Here is a 15,323-nt window from a genome sequence, read left to right as displayed (position 1 = left end):
CGAAACGCGCCGCGCCCCTAAGTCGCGTCTCATGACGTCCACGAACGATATCCGCCGCAGCTTCCTCGACTATTTCGAAGGCCAGGGGCATGCCCGCGTCCCCTCCGCGCCGCTGGTGCCGCACAACGATCCGACCTTGATGTTCGTCAATGCGGGCATGGTGCCGTTCAAGAACGTGTTCACCGGGCTCGAGACGCGTCCCTATTCGACCGCGACCAGCTCGCAGAAATGCGTCCGCGCCGGGGGCAAGCACAACGATCTCGACAATGTCGGCTACACCGCGCGGCACCACACTTTCTTCGAGATGCTCGGCAATTTCTCGTTCGGCGACTATTTCAAGGAGCAGGCGATCACCCATGCGTGGACGCTGCTCACGCGCGAATGGGGCATCCCGGCGGACAAGCTCACCGCCACCGTCTACCATACCGATGATCAGGCATTCGATTTGTGGAAGAAGATCGCCGGGCTGCCCGAGAGCCGCATCATCCGCATCCCGACCAAGGACAATTTCTGGGCGATGGGTTCGGACGGTCCGTGCGGGCCGTGCTCGGAGATCTTCTACGATCACGGCGACCATATCTATGGCGGCCCGCCGGGATCGCCCGAGGAGGACGGCGACCGTTTCGTCGAGATCTGGAACCTCGTCTTCATGCAATATCTGCAGGAGAACGACGTCCAGATCGGCGAATTGCCCAAGCCGAGCATCGACACTGGCATGGGGCTCGAGCGCGTCGCCGCGGTGCTCCAGGGCGTCCATGACAATTACGACACCGATACCTTCAAGGCGCTGATCGCCGAGAGCGGCGCGCTCACCGGCGCCGCCACCACCGGCGACAATCAGGCCAGCCACCGTGTGATCGCCGATCATCTGCGCGCTTCGGGCTTCCTCGTCGCCGACGGCGTGCTTCCGGCGAACGAAGGCCGCGGCTATGTCCTCCGCCGGATCATGCGCCGCGCGATGCGGCACGCGCATCTGCTCGGCGCCAAGGATCCGCTGATGCACCGGATGGTGCCTTCGCTGGTCGCCGAGATGGGCGCCGCTTTCCCCGAACTGGTCCGCGCGCAGCCGCTGATCGAGGCAACCTTGCTCCAGGAGGAGACCCGTTTCCGTCAGACGCTCGCCAACGGCCTGCGTCTGCTCGACGAGGCGACGCAGGGATTGGCGGAAGGCGACACGCTTCCCGGCGAGACCGCGTTCAAGCTCTACGACACGTACGGCTTCCCTTATGATCTGACCGAGGACGCATTGCGTGCCAATGGCATCAGCGTCGATCGTGGCGGCTTCGACACCGCGATGGCCGAGCAGAAGCGCGCGGCGCGGGCGGCGTGGAAGGGCTCGGGCGACAAGGCCAGCGACGAGGTCTGGTACGACATCGCCGACGCGCTCGGCGGCACCGAGTTCATCGGCTATAACGGCACCGAGGGCGAGGGCCAGGTCGTCGCCCTGGTCAAGGACGGCGTTCGGGTCGACAAGGCCGGTGCCGGCGATGCCGTGACCATTCTCACCAATCAGACCCCGTTCTACGGCGAATCGGGCGGCCAGATGGGCGACGCCGGGGTGATCGCCAACGACAAGATGCGCGCAGCGGTGGACGACACGTCGAAGCCGTTGGGCCGGCTCCACGCGCATCATGCAAAAATCGAGAGCGGCGAAATCGCGGTCGGCGACACCGTCAAGCTGTCGGTCGATGCTGCCCGTCGCGACCAGATCCGCGCCAATCACAGCGCCACCCATTTGCTGCATGCCGCGCTGCGCAAGCGCCTCGGCGGTCATGTCACGCAGAAAGGCAGTCTCGTCGCGTCCGATCGTCTGCGCTTCGACTTCTCGCATCCTTCGGCGCTGAGTCCGCAGGAGATCGCCGACATCGAAGCCGATGTGAACGCCCAGATTCGCCACAACGAGGCGGTCGGCACCCGGCTGATGACTCCCGAGGATGCGATCGCGGCGGGCGCGATGGCGCTGTTCGGCGAGAAATATGGCGACGAGGTCCGCGTGCTCTCGATGGGCCGCGGCGACGATCGGCATTATTCGGTCGAGCTTTGCGGCGGCACCCATGTCAACGCCACCGGCGACATCGCGATCTTCAAGATCGTCTCCGAGAGCGCGGTCTCTTCGGGCATTCGCCGCATCGAGGCATTGACCGGCGAGGGTGCGCGGCAATGGCTCAACGCCCGCGACGAGCGCCTCAAGGAAGCCGCCTCGGTGCTCAAGAGCGCGCCCGACGAAGTCCCTGCGCGGGTTGCGGCATTGGTCGAGGAGCGCCGCCGGCTCGAGCGGGAGCTGGCCGAGGCGAAGAAGGCGCTCGCGCTCGGCGGCGGCGGTGCCGCTGCGCCCGCGGGTCCCGAGCAGGTGAACGGCGTCAATTTCGTCGGCCAGGTCCTCGAAGGGCTCGACCCCAAGGCGTTGCGCGGCGCGGTCGACGAGGCGCGCGCGCGGATCGGCAGCGGCGTGGTTGCGTTGGTCGCGGTCAATGACGGCCGCGCATCGGTTGCGGTAGGCGTCAGCGACGGACTGGGGCTGAGCGCCGTCGATCTGGTCAAGGCCGCGGTCGCGGTGCTCGGCGGGCAGGGCGGCGGCGGCCGGCCCGACATGGCCCAGGGCGGCGGGCCGGACGGGTCGAAGGGCGCCGAGGCGCTCGAGGCGGTCAAGGGCGCGCTGGCAGGAACTCGCGCGGCGGCGTAATCCCCGACCTCACTGCCCGAGCTTGTATCCGTCCTCGGGCTTCACCCACAATACACGCTGGCTCAGTTCGGGCCGGACGACGCCGTCGATCGTGACTTCGGCCCTGGCGGCCGCGCCATCGGGCGTCTCGCGGGTGCATCCCATCTTGCCGGCGAGCGGCGCGATCGAGGCGACCACTTGCGCGCGGATCGCATTGGCCATCGCCGGATCGGCCGGCTTGCCGTCCATCCGGAAAATCGCCGCCTCGAAGTCCGCGGTGCGGATCGGTGCGCAGAGCGCTCCGTCCCTGACCGTGCCGATCGACTTCACTTCCATCGTGACCACCGGCTGCGGCGCGACCATCACCGTCACCGTCGTGACGAAGCTGCCGTCCGGATTCAGCTTGTAGCTGCTCAGGCCGAGGCAGGTCTTCTTCCCCATATCGGGATTGGTGCACTGGAGCTTGCCCGCCTTTGCCGCGGCAAGCGGATCCGCGGCCTGGGGCGCGGCTGCCGCCAGCAAGAACAACGCTTCGATCATCGGCTGGACTCCACGAATTCAATCGAACATGCGGCGAGGGTGACGCCACGGCAAGGCGGACTCACTTCGGCCGGTCCGGCAATCGCCCGAAGCGTTCAGCGCCCCACCGCATAGCCTTCGCCGGGAGCGACCCAAGCGACGGTCTGGGTCAGCTCGGGATGCGCGATGCCGTCGAGCGTCACGATCGAACGCGTGACGCCATCTTCGGTGCGGTCGAGATAGCAGCGCTTCTTGCCCTGCAGCGGCTGCATCGCGCCGAGCACCTGGAGCCGCATCGCATCGTCCGCATTGGGCGCCAACGGGCGACCGCTGCTCAGCAACATGCCGTTCTGAATATCGCCGGTGCGCATCATCACGCACACCCCGCCTTCCTCGACGCGGCCGAAGGTCTTGTAGCGCAGCAAGACGGTCGAATCGCGCGAGACCAGCCCCGTCACGGTCGCGTCGAAATCGCCGTCGCTCTCCACCTTGTACCGAATGATCGTGCGGCAGGTCAGCCGCGCGGCATTGGGCGCGATGCAGCGCAGCTTACCCGCGCGCGCGGGCGCCAGCGGATCGGCGGACGCAGCGGGCGCAGACTGTCCGGCGAGCAAACCGGCGAGCAACAGGGCAGCGATCATGGACAAGCTCCTAACTGGCGGGCCCGAGATGCGCCGTCATGCGCCGCGCCGCAAGTCCGCGGCCCGATCGGCATCGTGCGTCATCCGGTCACCTCGCTTCGCCGCGTGCGCCGCAGCCGCGGCTCGCGGTCGAGATCCGAGGCTTCCTTGATCCTCTTGCGCATCTCGTCGCGCTTCTCGTGGATCGAGGCGATCACCGGGCCGACCGCGATACCGACATCGACCAGCACCGCCTCCGAGAGCTGCAGCGAGCTTTCGAGCGTCTCGGGCACGGCATCGGTGGCGCCGGCCTTGTAAAGCTCGGCGGCGTGATCGCCATCGCGGGCACGGGCGATGATCGGCAGATCGGGCACCCAGCCGCGCACGCGCTTGGTGAGGCGGACGGTGAGCACCGGATCGTCCATGGTCAGCACCAGCGCCTTGGCGTGGCCGAGCTTGAGCTGGTCGACCAGCTCGTTGCGCGTCACATCGCCGAACAGCACGCTATAACCGTCCTTCCGCGCCGCATTGACGTTGTCGATATCGGCATCGACCCCGAGATAGGGCAGATCGTGCCGCCGCAGCATATCGGCGACGGTGCGGCCGACGCGACCGAAGCCGATCACGATCGTGCCGGGCCCCGCCGCATCGACGGCGGCCGGCGCGTCGTCCTTCTCTTGCTGTTCGATCAATCGCGCGACGAGCTGGCCCGCTTTGGCGAGCAGCGGCGTGGCGGTGAGGCCGATCGCCGTCACCGTCGTCCAGAACGCCGCAGTAGGGCCCGAGATCAGCCCCGCGGCGCCCGCGACGCCCAGCACGATCAGCGTGGTCTCGGAAGGGCTCGCCATCAGCACGCCGGTTTCGGTCGCAGTGCCCGTGCGCGCGCCGGAGAGCTTGAGCAGCCCGGTGGTGACCGCGACCTTGACCACCATGACCATGACCGTCGCGCCGAGCAAAGGCGCCCAATTGGTCAGCACGAAGCCGAGATCGAGCCGCATCCCGACGGTGATCAGGAAGACACCGAGCGCGAGCCCCTTGAACGGCGCGGTGATCGCCTCGACTTCGCCATGATATTCGGTTTCGGCGATCAGCAGTCCGGCGATCAGGGCGCCGACGATCGGCGACAGGCCCGCCGCAGTGGTGGCGAGGCTCGCGGCGATGACGACCAGCAGGCTGGCGGCGAGGAAGAGCTCAGGGCTTTTCGTGCGCGCAGCCTGACCGAACATGCGCGGCAGCAGCAAACGCCCGCCGACAAACAGCACGCCAACGGTCAACACGCCCAGCCCCAGCGTCTGGAGCAGCCCGATCGCCCCCGCATCCCCTGCCGAAGGGGCCAAAGCGCCGAGACCGAAGATGATCGGCACCAGCGCGAGATCCTCGAACAACAGCATCGCGAACGCCGCACGGCCGACCGCGCTGGTCGTTCCGGCGATCGGAATCACCAACGCGGTGGAGGACAGCGCCAGCGCGAGCCCGAGCCCGATCGCCCCGCCGGTGCTGAGCCCGGTCAGATACAGCGCGGCTGCGAGGATCAGCCCTGCGCCGACCAATTCGGCCGCACCGACCCCGAAGACGAGCTTGCGCATCGCCCACAAGCGCTTGAACGACAGCTCGAGCCCGATCGAGAACAAAAGCAGAATGATGCCGAACTCGGCGAACGGCTCGATCGAATGCGCGTCGGAGATGGTGAAATAGTAAAGCCACGGGGTCTGGCCGACCAAAGTGCCGAGCCCGAACGGGCCGACCAGCGCACCGACGAGGATGAATCCGATCACCGGGCTGATCCGGAAGCGGGCGAAGGCGGGGATAACCAGCCCGGCGGCGCCGAGGATCACCAGCGTATCGCTGAATCCGCTATTCTGCAGGCTCAGCATCAGCCGATCGGTCCGCTAAATTGACTAAATTGGCGGAAACGGCATGCATCGCGTAATATTATTCCGTGAAATCGGGGGTCGAAGCGCGGGCCAAGAGCAGAACAAACCATGCCGTCATGCCAGCATGTATGATCCTATATTGCAACCCGCAGGGGCGGGGCGGGCGCCAGAAAAAAGGGCGGCCGCGGGGGCCGCCCTTTCGTGTTTCGCGCGAGCAGTCGGCTTACTGCCAGCTGCCCATTTCGCTCTCGAGATTGACGCGGATCGCCTCGAAGAACTGCTCGGTGGTCATCCACGCCTGATCCGGGCCGATCAGCAATGCGAGATCCTTGGTCATCGCACCGCTCTCGACAGTCTTGATGCAGACCTTTTCGAGCGTCTCGGCGAAGCGGGTGACCTCGGGAGTGCCGTCGAACTTGCCGCGATATTTGAGGCCGCCGGTCCAGGCGAAGATCGAGGCGATCGGGTTGGTCGAGGTCGCCTTGCCCTGCTGGTGCTGGCGATAGTGGCGCGTGACGGTGCCGTGCGCCGCCTCGGCCTCGATCGTCTTGCCGTCGGGCGACATCAGCACCGAGGTCATCAGGCCGAGGCTGCCAAAGCCCTGCGCGACCTGGTCCGACTGGACGTCGCCGTCGTAATTCTTGCAGGCCCAGACGAACTCGCCGTGCCACTTGAGCGCTGAGGCGACCATGTCGTCGATCAGGCGATGCTCGTAGACGATGCCCGCTTCCTTGAACTGGTCCTTGAACTCGGCGTCGAACACGGCCTGGAAGATGTCCTTGAAGCGCCCGTCATAGGCCTTGAGGATCGTGTTCTTGGTCGACAGATATAGCGGCCAGCCGCGGCCGAGGCTGTAGTTCATGCTGGCGCGGGCGAAATCGGTGATCGATTCGTCGAGATTGTACATGCCCATCGCGACGCCGGCGTCGGGGAAGTTGAACACTTCCTTCTCGATCGTCTCGCCATTCTCGCCTTCCCACTTCATCGTCAGCTTGCCCTTGCCGGGCACCTTGAAGTCGGTCGCCTTGTACTGGTCGCCGAACGCGTGGCGGCCGACGACGATCGGGCGGGTCCAGCCCGGGATCAGGCGCGGGACGTTCGAGATCACGATCGGCTCGCGGAAGATCACGCCGCCGAGGATGTTGCGGATCGTGCCGTTGGGCGACTTCCACATTTCCTTGAGGCCGAATTCCTCGACGCGCTGCTCGTCCGGCGTGATCGTCGCGCACTTCACGCCGACGCCGTACTGCTTGATCGCATTGGCCGAATCGATCGTGATCTGATCGTTGGTCTCGTCGCGCTTCTCGACGCCGAGATCGTAATATTTGAGATCGATGTCGAGATAGGGGAGGATCAGGCGCTCGCGGATCCACTGCCAGATGATCCGCGTCATCTCGTCGCCGTCGATCTCCACGACCGGCGTTGCAACCTTGATCTTCGCCATGTGCTCGCTTCCTTTTAGGGTTTGGGCGAGCGTCTAGGAGGATGGCGGAGGGGGATCAAGCGCCGTTGGCGGCGCTCACTTCTTCCAGGCCCACCAGAGCTGCGCCGGGGGCAGATTCCACCATTCGACCTCGTGATCGATATGCTCCCAATAAGGCGTCAGGAAGTTCTTCACCTTGGGATTATATTGATAGACGAGAAAGGCGCCGTCCTGGCGGAGGATGTCGTGGGTCGCATGCGCGATCGCGTCGCCCACGCCGGTCGGCAGCGTCGAGAAGGGCAGGCCCGAGGCGATGAAGTCGGCATGGTCGAAGCCGTGATCGGCGATGATCCGTTTGATCTCGGATGCCGAATCATTGACCGCGATGAACCGCGGATCATCGATCGTGTGCTTGAGATAGCGGATGAAATCCGGATTGGTGTCGATCACGATCAGCTTCGCGTCGGGCGCGAGACGCTTGAGGATCGGGCGCGTGAAGGTGCCGACGCCGGGACCATATTCGACGAACAGCTTGCAATTGTCCCAATCGACCCGGTCGAGCATCCGCTTGACCAGCCGTTGCGACGAGGACGCGACCGCACCCACCATCACCGGGTGCTTGAAGAAGCCTTTGAGAAACATCACCCAGGGCGATGACACTCCGGCGGCGCGCATATTTGCACGGCGACGCTTTGCGGAGACGGTCGATGCGGGCATTGGGGTCCTTTGCAGGTTTCGTGGCAACCGTGGCGCACGCGCTTCCGCGAAAACGAACGAACATTCAAGCGCAGCGGTTGCTTTAATCGGGGACAACCCGCCCCCGAACTCGAACAGTGTGGCGCGCAGATACACCACCAGCGGCGTCCCGCAAAGCCGATCTGCGACAATCTGATGACGGCGCCGACGCGGTATGTTCATCTGCGGTGAAGCCGCGGCATCGCACGATGGCTCGCCAAAGCGGGGAGGGCGTGCCGATGTTTGCGTTGCTGACCATGACGTTGCTGCCGCCCACGCCCGTGCAGCGCGCGCCCGACATCGCCCGGCCCGAATTGCTGAGCAGCGAGGACAGGCTCCCGCCGATCGACGAGACGGCGGTGCTGGCTTTCGTCAGGACCAGGTTCGACCCGAACAGCGGCGGCCGGCACGATTGGCCGCGGACGCTCGGCATGTTGCGCGGCGTGCCGGTGGTGATCAGCTATGTCTGTTCGGACCTCTGTCCCGCCTATACGAAGCGAATCGTGCGGTACAACATGACTGCCGGCCCCGAATGCGACCGGGTCGGCGGAATCTCGCGGGATATCGTCGTTCCGAAGGGGATCGGCGCGGGTGAGCGGCGCTATTGCATTCCCGCCGTCACCGGACCCTGGCAGAAATAGCGACGTGGATAATCGTGCCTGCGTCTAGGAAAGCGCGGGTCATGCCGCTACACCGCGCGGCATGGCATCCCTCGACAAGCCCTCCCTCGGTACCTCGACCGTAAAGTGGCGTTTCCCCGACATTCACCCCGAAGGCCGCAAATATGTGCTGATCGCGGGCGCGATCGCCTTGGTCAGCCTGTTCGTCTGGGACTTCATCACCTGGCCTTTGGTGTTCCTCACCCTCGGCGTCGCGGCGTTCTTCCGCGATCCGGTGCGCGTGACGCCGCAGGGCGAGGGGCTGATCGTCTCGCCTGCCGACGGCCTGATCACGATGATCGAGCGGGTGCAGCTTCCCCCCGAGCTCGCCGGACCGCAGGCGCTGGGCGAAGGCAGCATGCTGCGCGTCTCGGTGTTCATGAGCGTGTTCGACGTGCACATCAATCGCACCCCGATCACCGGCACGATCCGCCACGTCATCTATATCGCCGGCAAGTTCATGAACGCCGATTTCGACAAAGCCAGCGAAGAGAATGAGCGCCAGCACATCATCGTCGAGGACAAGGACGGCCAGCGGATCGGCTTCACCCAGATCGCCGGCCTCGTCGCGCGGCGGATCGTCAGCTTCGTCAAGGCCGGCGACATGGTGGTCGGCGGGCAGCGCGTCGGCCTGATTCGCTTCGGCAGCCGCGTCGACGTGTTCATCCCCGAGGCGTACGGCGTCGAAGTCGCGCTCGGCCAGCGCGCGATCGCCGGCGAGACCATCCTTGCGCGCAAAGGAGCGCCGCGCGCGATCGGTATCGCGCAATGAAGCCGCCCCGCGCGGGCGGACGGATTCCGAGGCTGCGCCGCGAAGGCGGCATTCCATTGCGCGCGGTATTGCCCAACACCGTCACCGCGCTCGCGCTCTGCTCCGGCCTGACGGCGATTCGCTTCGCGATCCTCGGCGATTGGGAAGTCGCGGTGCTGATGGTGCTCGCCGCGGCGGTGTTCGACGGGCTCGACGGCAAGATCGCCCGGCTGGTGCGCGCCGAGAGCCGCTTCGGCGCCGAGCTCGACAGCCTTTCCGACGCGATCTCGTTCGGCGTCGCGCCGGCGCTGATCCTCTATCGCTGGTCCCTGCAATATTTTGGATCGCAGCAAGGAGACAGTCGGTTCGGCTGGATGATCGCGCTGTTGCTCGCCCTGTTCTGCGCGCTGCGCCTCGCCCGATTCAACGCGAACATCGACCGCGAGGATCAGCCACACAAATCGGCCGGCTTTCTTACCGGGGTTCCCGCTCCGGCAGGGGCGATCCTCGCATTGACGCCGCTATTATTGTGGAACTGGACCAACGAACTGCTCGCCTCGCGCGCCAGCGACGTCGTCCCCGTTTCTCTGATCGAGACAGTTCATCACCTGTTGCGTCTGCCCGCCGTGATCGCACCATGGACGATCTTCGTCGCTATCCTCATGATCTCCAGCGTCGCGACGTTCGCGCCGAAGGCGCGGATCCGCCAGCGCATCCGATTCGAGGCATTGGCGGCGTTGGTGGTGCTCGTCGCGGCTTTGGTCTCGGCACCCTGGCCGACGCTGGCGCTGCTCGCGATCGCCTATCTGGCGACGATACCGTTCAGCGTGCGCAGCTATCGCCGGATCAGGCAGCAGCGCGCAACGGCAGCCGCGCCGGCAGCCGTGCCGGAACGGCGCGAACCGTGACCCGGCCGAGCCGCGGCGGCAGCGCGGGAAGGCGCGAGGCAGGGCGGAACAATTCGGCGAAGCGATGCACCTGGGGGCGGATCGAGGCGCACATCGCCCACGCGGCAGCGACCAGGGCGGCGCCGAACAGCATCATGATCGCGAAACCCGTCATCCTTCGACTCCTGTCCGCCCAAATGGCGAGAATCCAGCGATTCCAACCCCTTGGTACCGCAGGGCGTTCCATGCCCCGCTTCTGAACCCTTTATGTTCCGTTAACGTTCCCGTGTCAACCGGATGTTCCGAACTTGTTCCGCTTGCCTGTGCGCGGCACTTCGGCTAAGGGGCCCGCCTCAACCCGCATGGGAAGCATCATAAACCGGTGCCGCGACGCTCGCGGTTCCCGCTTCCCAGAGGCTCAACCGGAAGGAGTTATCCCTATGGCGGCACCTGTCGTCTCCATGCAGCAATTGCTCGAATCGGGCGCGCACTTCGGTCACCAGACCCACCGCTGGAACCCGAAGATGAAGCCCTACATCTTCGGCGATCGCAACGGCGTCCACATCATCGACCTTTCGCAGACCGTGCCGCTGTTCGCGCGCGCGCTCGAATTCGTCTCGTCGACCGTCGCTTCGGGCGGCAAGGTCCTGTTCGTCGGCACCAAGCGCCAGGCGCAGGAGCCGATCGCCGAGGCCGCACGCCGCGCGAACCAGCATTTCGTCAACCATCGCTGGCTGGGCGGCATGCTCACCAACTGGAAGACCATCAGCAACTCGATCAAGCGGCTCAAGACGCTCGAGGAGCAGCTTTCGGGCGACACGCACGGCCTGACCAAGAAGGAAGTGCTCCAGCTCACCCGCGAGAAGGACAAGCTCGAGCTCTCGCTCGGCGGCATCCGCGACATGGGCGGCGTTCCCGACATCATGTTCGTGATCGACGCGAACAAGGAAGAGCTGGCGATCAAGGAAGCCAACACGCTCGGCATCCCCGTGGTCGCGATCCTCGACTCGAACGTGAGCCCGGACGGCATCGCCTTCCCGGTTCCGGCGAACGACGACGCCTCGCGCGCCATCCGCCTCTACTGCGAAGCCGTGGCGATCGCCGCGACCCGTGGCGGCCACGAGCAGCAGCGCAACCAGGGCTATGACTTCGGCGCCGCCGAGCAGCCCCCGGTCGAGGAAGCCGTGCGCACGCCGGCTCCGGCTCCCGCTGCAGAAGCGCCTGCCGCCGACGCGCCGGTAGTCACCGCCGAGGAGTTCGAAGCGCCTGCCGCGGTGACCGAGCCCGGTCAGGCCGAAGAGGGCGAGCGTCAGATCGACGCGTGAGTTGAAACCGGATGTCTTCGAACTGACATGGGGACGCACTAGGCGCCCGGTCAGTTCGGAGCGTCGATCCCATCCCCGTTCGGGCTGAGCTTGTCGAAGCCCCGTACTTCTTCCTCCCATGTCGGGCCAAAGAAGAACGGCCCTTCGACAAGCTCAGGGCGAACGGGGATTTTGATATCAGGAGCGGCTCCACGCCGCGACCAGCTAGAGGAATATAAACATGGCCGAGATCACTGCAGCAGCCGTGAAGGAGCTCCGCGAAAAGAGCGGCGCCGGCATGATGGATTGCAAGAAGGCGCTGACCGAGACCAATGGCGACCTCGAAGCCGCCAGCGACTGGTTGCGCTCGAAGGGCCTCGCGGCCGCCGCCAAGAAGTCGAGCCGTACCGCGGCCGAGGGTCTGGTCGGCGTCGCCGTCGCCGGCACCAAGGGCGTCGCGGTCGAGGTCAACTCGCAGACCGACTTCGTCGCCAAGAACGAGATCTTCCAGGGCTTCGTCCGCGACGTGACCGCAGTCGCGCTCGAAAAGGGCGACGATCTGGACGCGCTCAAGGCGGCCCAGCTGCCGGCCGGCGGCACCGTCGAGGAAGTGCTCACCAACAATATCTCGACGATCGGCGAGAATCAGGTGCTGCGCCGCGCGAAGAAGGTCGAAGTGACCAACGGCGCGGTGATCCCGTACGTCCATAACGCGGCGGCGCCCGGCCTCGGCAAGATCGGCGTGCTCGTCGCGCTCGAATCGGATGCCGGCGTCGACGTGCTCGAGCCGCTGGGCAAGCAGATCGCGATGCACATCGCGGCGGCGTTCCCGCTCGCGCTGTCGGTCGAGGGCCTCGATCCCGAGGTCGTCGACCGTGAGGCCGCGATCCTTCGCGAGAAGAACGCCGAGAAGATCGTCGGCAAGTCCGCCGAGGTGGCCGAGAAGATCCTCAACGGTCCGATCGAGAAGTTCAAGAAGGAGAACGCGCTGCTCACCCAGGCGTTCGTGATGGACGGCAAGACCCCGGTGCAGGACGTGATCGCCAAGGCGGGCAAGGATGCCGGCGCGACGATCACGCTCAAGGACTATGTCCGCTTCCAGCTCGGCGAAGGCATCGAGAAGGAAGAGAGCGACTTCGCAGCCGAGGTCGCCGCGACCGCCGGTCTGACCAAATAAGGTCTTTCTGATTGCAGGACGGGCGCCGTCACCCAGGGGTGGCGGCGCCCGTTTGCGTTGGCGCGAGGCCCGCCGTCAGCTCGTCTCGGTCAGCGCCGCGGCGGCGGGGACGTCGACCGCGTTGGCCGCGGCAAGCGCGGTGATCGAGCCGTCCAGCTGGGCCAAGGCGGCGTCGCGATCCACGATAAGCTTGTCGCGTTGCGCCACGAGGTCGAGCGTCTCCCCGTCCGCGGCGTCGCTGGGCTGGAACGCCGTGGGGTCGGCATCCATCGCCTTGGCGACTGCGATGGCCTTGTTGAGCTGGACGATGCCCTCCTCGAACGATGCGGCAACCTTTTCACGCTCGTCGACCAGTTGTTTGCGATGGCAACCGAACAATTTGTCGGTCAGTTCGGCGGCCCGCGCCTCGATCTCGGTGCCGAGCTGTCTGGCGTCCGCCTCGAGCGTCCTGCCGCGCTTCTCGATCGGCCCGGTCTCGGGGATCGGATCGGCCACGGTGATGTGCGGAAGCTTGTAGTAAAGGTCTTTGCGGACCATCTTCACTTCGGGCACGTCGGTCTTGATCGAGACCGTGTTCATGCGGAACTCTGGGATCTTGGTCGACGCCTCCTTCAGCACCATCCGGGTCACCGGCACGTCGGTCTTGATCGCCTTGCGCACCGGCTTGCAGCGCCAGCGCCGGCATTCGACCGTGTAATAATGGCCGATGGTCCGGGTCTCCATCGTGAGCTGCGGCACCTTCCACCTGAAACCGCGCTGCCGCATCGTCACGCTCGGCGTGTCGAAGCTGAATGCCCGGGTCTTCATCGTCACGCTCGGCATGTGCAATGCCATATGTGCGTTCTCGAACTTGACCGTGCCGCTGGTCTTGAGCCCGTCCGGCGCATCGCGCTCGATTTCCTCGCCCTGATCCGCGATCCGCTTCTGCCGGCCGGCGAACTGGGATTCGACTCCCTGCAGCGCCTGTTCGTCGGCGCGGCAGGCTTCGGAGAAATCGGCCTCTTGGCCGTGAACGGGCATTGGGAGCAGCGCCAGCCCCACGATGAATGCGACTATCCTTTTCATTGCATATCCCCTGTTGACGGTTCGGACGAACCAGGGGCTCATGCCACGAAGGATCGCCGCCACTGCGTGACCGCCGTCACGCCGAAGCGAGGCGCCGCATGCCGGCGGGGGAGGAGGCTGAAAGGAGGGGCGGATTATCCGCGTCTGCGCTTGTCCCTTTGCGAGCACGCCTCTAAGGTCCGCGCCGCTCCCGTATCCCGGCGTATCCGAAAAGGCTCCGATGACTGCTACCCGCTTCAAACGCATCCTTCTCAAGCTCTCGGGCGAGGTCCTGATGGGGCAGGGGCAGTTCGGCATCGATCCCGACACCTGTGCCCGGGTCGCCGCCGAGGTGAAGGACGCGACCGAGACCGGCCTCGAGATCTGCATGGTCGTCGGTGGCGGCAACATCTTCCGCGGACTCGCCGGCGCGGCGCAAGGCTTCGACCGCGCCAGCGCCGATTATATGGGCATGCTCGCCACCGTGATGAACGCACTGGCGATGCAGAACGCGCTCGAGAAAGCCGGCGTCCAGACCCGCGTCCAGTCGGCGATTCCCATGGCGAGCGTGTGCGAACCCTATATCCGCCGTCGCGCCGAGCGGCACATGGAGAAGGGACGCGTGGTGATCTTCGCCGCGGGCACCGGCCTGCCGTTCTTCACGACCGACACCACCGCCGCGCTGCGCGCCGCCGAGATGAATTGCGACGCGCTGTTCAAGGGCACTTCGGTCGACGGCATCTATGACGCCGACCCCAAGAAGGTGCCGACGGCGAAGCGTTACGATTCACTTAGTTACGATCGCGTCCTCGCAGACAATCTCAAGGTGATGGACGCCTCCGCAGTCGCGCTCTGCCGCGACAACAATATCCCGATCGTGGTGTTCAACATCCGCGACGAAGGCAATCTCTCCGCGGTTCTGCGCGGCGAGGGCGCCTCGACGATCGTCCAGAATCAAACCGCATCCGCATAACGGGAGAGCCGAAAATGGCCGCTTACGACAAAGCAGATATCGAGCGCCGCATGGCCGGCGCGGTCGAGGCGCTCAAGCACGACCTCCAGGGCCTGCGCACCGGCCGTGCCTCAACGACCTTGCTCGATCCGGTGACGGTCGAGGTCTATGGCGCACAGATGCCGATCAACCAGCTCGCGAGCGTCTCGGCGCCCGAGCCGCGCCTGCTTTCGGTGCAGGTCTGGGACAAGACCAATGTCGGCCCGGTCGACAAGGCGATCCGTTCGGCGGGGCTCGGCCTCAATCCGATCGTCGACGGCCAGACGCTGCGTCTGCCGATCCCCGATCTGACCGAGGAGCGCCGCAAGGAGCTCGCCAAGCTCGCCAGCCAATATGCCGAGAAGGCGCGCATCGCGGTGCGCAACGTCCGCCGCGACGGCAATGACAGCCTCAAGACCGACGAGAAAAAGGGCCTGTTCGGCGAGGACGAGCGCAAGCGCCACGAGACCGAGGTGCAGAAGCTCACCGACAGCACGATCGCCGACATCGACGCGGTGACCGCGGTCAAGGAAAAGGAAATCCTGGGCAAGTGAGCCCGGTTTGCGCCTCTTCAACTATCGTCACCCCCGCGAAAGCGGGGGCCCGTCTCCCGGAGGTGCCGACTTCACAACAGCCGTTGTGGGGTAGGGCGCACGTCGGAGATGGGTCCCCGCTTT

General features: G+C 65.7%; 15 protein-coding genes. 8 read left to right on the top strand and 7 right to left on the bottom strand.

Annotation, left to right across the window (positions count from 1 at the left end; all coding sequences use genetic code 11):
• Window positions 1–31: 31 nt before the first annotated feature.
• Window positions 32–2,683 carry an alanine--tRNA ligase gene (alaS, locus tag Q9Q95_RS06695; protein WP_306095208.1) on the top strand — a complete coding sequence of 884 codons (2,652 nt, stop codon included), beginning with the start codon at window positions 32–34 and terminating at the stop codon, window positions 2,681–2,683.
• 9 nt (window positions 2,684–2,692) lie between these two features.
• Here alaS and Q9Q95_RS06690 read toward each other — a convergent pair whose 3' ends face one another.
• The 5 genes from Q9Q95_RS06690 to Q9Q95_RS06670 all read right to left on the bottom strand — a co-directional run bounded on the left by Q9Q95_RS06690 (window position 2,693) and on the right by Q9Q95_RS06670 (window position 7,773).
• Window positions 2,693–3,202, bottom strand: a complete 510-nt coding sequence (locus Q9Q95_RS06690; protein ID WP_306095206.1) for a hypothetical protein — start codon at window positions 3,200–3,202, stop codon at window positions 2,693–2,695.
• Window positions 3,203–3,297: 95 nt separating this feature from the next.
• Window positions 3,298–3,822, bottom strand: coding sequence for a hypothetical protein (locus Q9Q95_RS06685; protein WP_306095204.1), 525 nt, complete (start codon window positions 3,820–3,822; stop codon window positions 3,298–3,300).
• Window positions 3,823–3,902: 80 nt separating this feature from the next.
• On the bottom strand, window positions 3,903–5,675 hold the full coding sequence (locus Q9Q95_RS06680) for a cation:proton antiporter (protein WP_371876701.1): 1,773 nt from the start codon (window positions 5,673–5,675) through the stop codon (window positions 3,903–3,905).
• Window positions 5,676–5,898: 223 nt separating this feature from the next.
• Complete coding sequence (locus Q9Q95_RS06675; RefSeq protein WP_306095202.1) at window positions 5,899–7,119, bottom strand: NADP-dependent isocitrate dehydrogenase; 1,221 nt, start codon at window positions 7,117–7,119, stop codon at window positions 5,899–5,901.
• Between the two features lie 75 nt (window positions 7,120–7,194).
• A complete protein-coding gene (locus Q9Q95_RS06670; RefSeq protein ID WP_371876700.1) occupies window positions 7,195–7,773 on the bottom strand; it encodes a class I SAM-dependent methyltransferase in 579 nt (192 codons plus the stop codon).
• 299 nt (window positions 7,774–8,072) lie between these two features.
• Here Q9Q95_RS06670 and Q9Q95_RS06665 point away from each other — a divergent pair, with 299 nt between their 5' ends.
• From Q9Q95_RS06665 to Q9Q95_RS06655, 3 genes are all read left to right on the top strand, one after another.
• On the top strand, window positions 8,073–8,474 hold the full coding sequence (locus tag Q9Q95_RS06665; protein WP_306095198.1) for a hypothetical protein: 402 nt from the start codon (window positions 8,073–8,075) through the stop codon (window positions 8,472–8,474).
• Window positions 8,475–8,535: 61 nt separating this feature from the next.
• Window positions 8,536–9,264 (top strand): phosphatidylserine decarboxylase, encoded by a 729-nt coding sequence (locus tag Q9Q95_RS06660; RefSeq protein ID WP_306095196.1) that lies wholly within the window; start codon window positions 8,536–8,538, stop codon window positions 9,262–9,264.
• Window positions 9,261–10,151, top strand: a complete 891-nt coding sequence (locus Q9Q95_RS06655) for a phosphatidylcholine/phosphatidylserine synthase (RefSeq protein ID WP_306095145.1) — start codon at window positions 9,261–9,263, stop codon at window positions 10,149–10,151. Before Q9Q95_RS06660 ends, Q9Q95_RS06655 begins: the two co-directional genes overlap by 4 nt.
• On the opposite strand, the gene Q9Q95_RS06650 is transcribed toward Q9Q95_RS06655, so the two are convergent.
• On the bottom strand, window positions 10,090–10,305 hold the full coding sequence (locus Q9Q95_RS06650) for a hypothetical protein (RefSeq protein WP_306095143.1): 216 nt from the start codon (window positions 10,303–10,305) through the stop codon (window positions 10,090–10,092). The genes Q9Q95_RS06655 and Q9Q95_RS06650 overlap by 62 nt on opposite strands.
• 265 nt (window positions 10,306–10,570) lie before the next feature.
• Between Q9Q95_RS06650 and rpsB the strand changes: the two genes are divergently transcribed.
• Complete coding sequence (rpsB, locus tag Q9Q95_RS06645) at window positions 10,571–11,455, top strand: 30S ribosomal protein S2 (RefSeq protein WP_306095141.1); 885 nt, start codon at window positions 10,571–10,573, stop codon at window positions 11,453–11,455.
• 220 nt (window positions 11,456–11,675) lie between these two features.
• Complete coding sequence (gene tsf / locus Q9Q95_RS06640; RefSeq protein ID WP_306095140.1) at window positions 11,676–12,611, top strand: translation elongation factor Ts; 936 nt, start codon at window positions 11,676–11,678, stop codon at window positions 12,609–12,611.
• Window positions 12,612–12,686: 75 nt separating this feature from the next.
• Here the strand turns inward: tsf and Q9Q95_RS06635 are convergent, their stop codons facing one another.
• Complete coding sequence (locus tag Q9Q95_RS06635) at window positions 12,687–13,676, bottom strand: hypothetical protein (RefSeq protein WP_306095138.1); 990 nt, start codon at window positions 13,674–13,676, stop codon at window positions 12,687–12,689.
• Window positions 13,677–13,896: 220 nt separating this feature from the next.
• Here Q9Q95_RS06635 and pyrH point away from each other — a divergent pair, with 220 nt between their 5' ends.
• A complete protein-coding gene (gene pyrH, locus Q9Q95_RS06630; protein WP_306095136.1) occupies window positions 13,897–14,628 on the top strand; it encodes a UMP kinase in 732 nt (243 codons plus the stop codon).
• Between the two features lie 14 nt (window positions 14,629–14,642).
• Window positions 14,643–15,200, top strand: coding sequence for a ribosome recycling factor (gene frr, locus Q9Q95_RS06625; RefSeq protein ID WP_306095134.1), 558 nt, complete (start codon window positions 14,643–14,645; stop codon window positions 15,198–15,200).
• Window positions 15,201–15,323 lie beyond the last annotated feature (123 nt).

The sequence above is a fragment of the Sphingomonas sp. DG1-23 genome, assembly GCF_030730875.1.
Classification (GTDB): Bacteria; Pseudomonadota; Alphaproteobacteria; order Sphingomonadales; family Sphingomonadaceae; genus Sphingomonas.
The sequence above is the reverse complement of the archived record's forward strand: the minus strand, read 5'-3'. Positions and strand labels throughout refer to the sequence as shown.

Coding starts and splice junctions, on each gene's coding strand:
- Q9Q95_RS06680 (WP_371876701.1), bottom strand. CDS start 5,675: ATGCTGAGCCTGCAGAATAGCGGATTCAGCGATACGCTGGTGATCCTC.
- Q9Q95_RS06655 (WP_306095145.1), top strand. CDS start 9,261: ATGAAGCCGCCCCGCGCGGGCGGACGGATTCCGAGGCTGCGCCGCGAA.
- Q9Q95_RS06685 (WP_306095204.1), bottom strand. CDS start 3,822: ATGATCGCTGCCCTGTTGCTCGCCGGTTTGCTCGCCGGACAGTCTGCG.
- Q9Q95_RS06690 (WP_306095206.1), bottom strand. CDS start 3,202: ATGATCGAAGCGTTGTTCTTGCTGGCGGCAGCCGCGCCCCAGGCCGCG.
- rpsB (WP_306095141.1), top strand. CDS start 10,571: ATGGCGGCACCTGTCGTCTCCATGCAGCAATTGCTCGAATCGGGCGCG.
- Q9Q95_RS06665 (WP_306095198.1), top strand. CDS start 8,073: ATGTTTGCGTTGCTGACCATGACGTTGCTGCCGCCCACGCCCGTGCAG.
- alaS (WP_306095208.1), top strand. CDS start 32: ATGACGTCCACGAACGATATCCGCCGCAGCTTCCTCGACTATTTCGAA.
- Q9Q95_RS06660 (WP_306095196.1), top strand. CDS start 8,536: ATGGCATCCCTCGACAAGCCCTCCCTCGGTACCTCGACCGTAAAGTGG.
- Q9Q95_RS06635 (WP_306095138.1), bottom strand. CDS start 13,676: ATGAAAAGGATAGTCGCATTCATCGTGGGGCTGGCGCTGCTCCCAATG.
- Q9Q95_RS06670 (WP_371876700.1), bottom strand. CDS start 7,773: ATGCGCGCCGCCGGAGTGTCATCGCCCTGGGTGATGTTTCTCAAAGGC.
- Q9Q95_RS06675 (WP_306095202.1), bottom strand. CDS start 7,119: ATGGCGAAGATCAAGGTTGCAACGCCGGTCGTGGAGATCGACGGCGAC.
- Q9Q95_RS06650 (WP_306095143.1), bottom strand. CDS start 10,305: ATGACGGGTTTCGCGATCATGATGCTGTTCGGCGCCGCCCTGGTCGCT.
- frr (WP_306095134.1), top strand. CDS start 14,643: ATGGCCGCTTACGACAAAGCAGATATCGAGCGCCGCATGGCCGGCGCG.
- tsf (WP_306095140.1), top strand. CDS start 11,676: ATGGCCGAGATCACTGCAGCAGCCGTGAAGGAGCTCCGCGAAAAGAGC.
- pyrH (WP_306095136.1), top strand. CDS start 13,897: ATGACTGCTACCCGCTTCAAACGCATCCTTCTCAAGCTCTCGGGCGAG.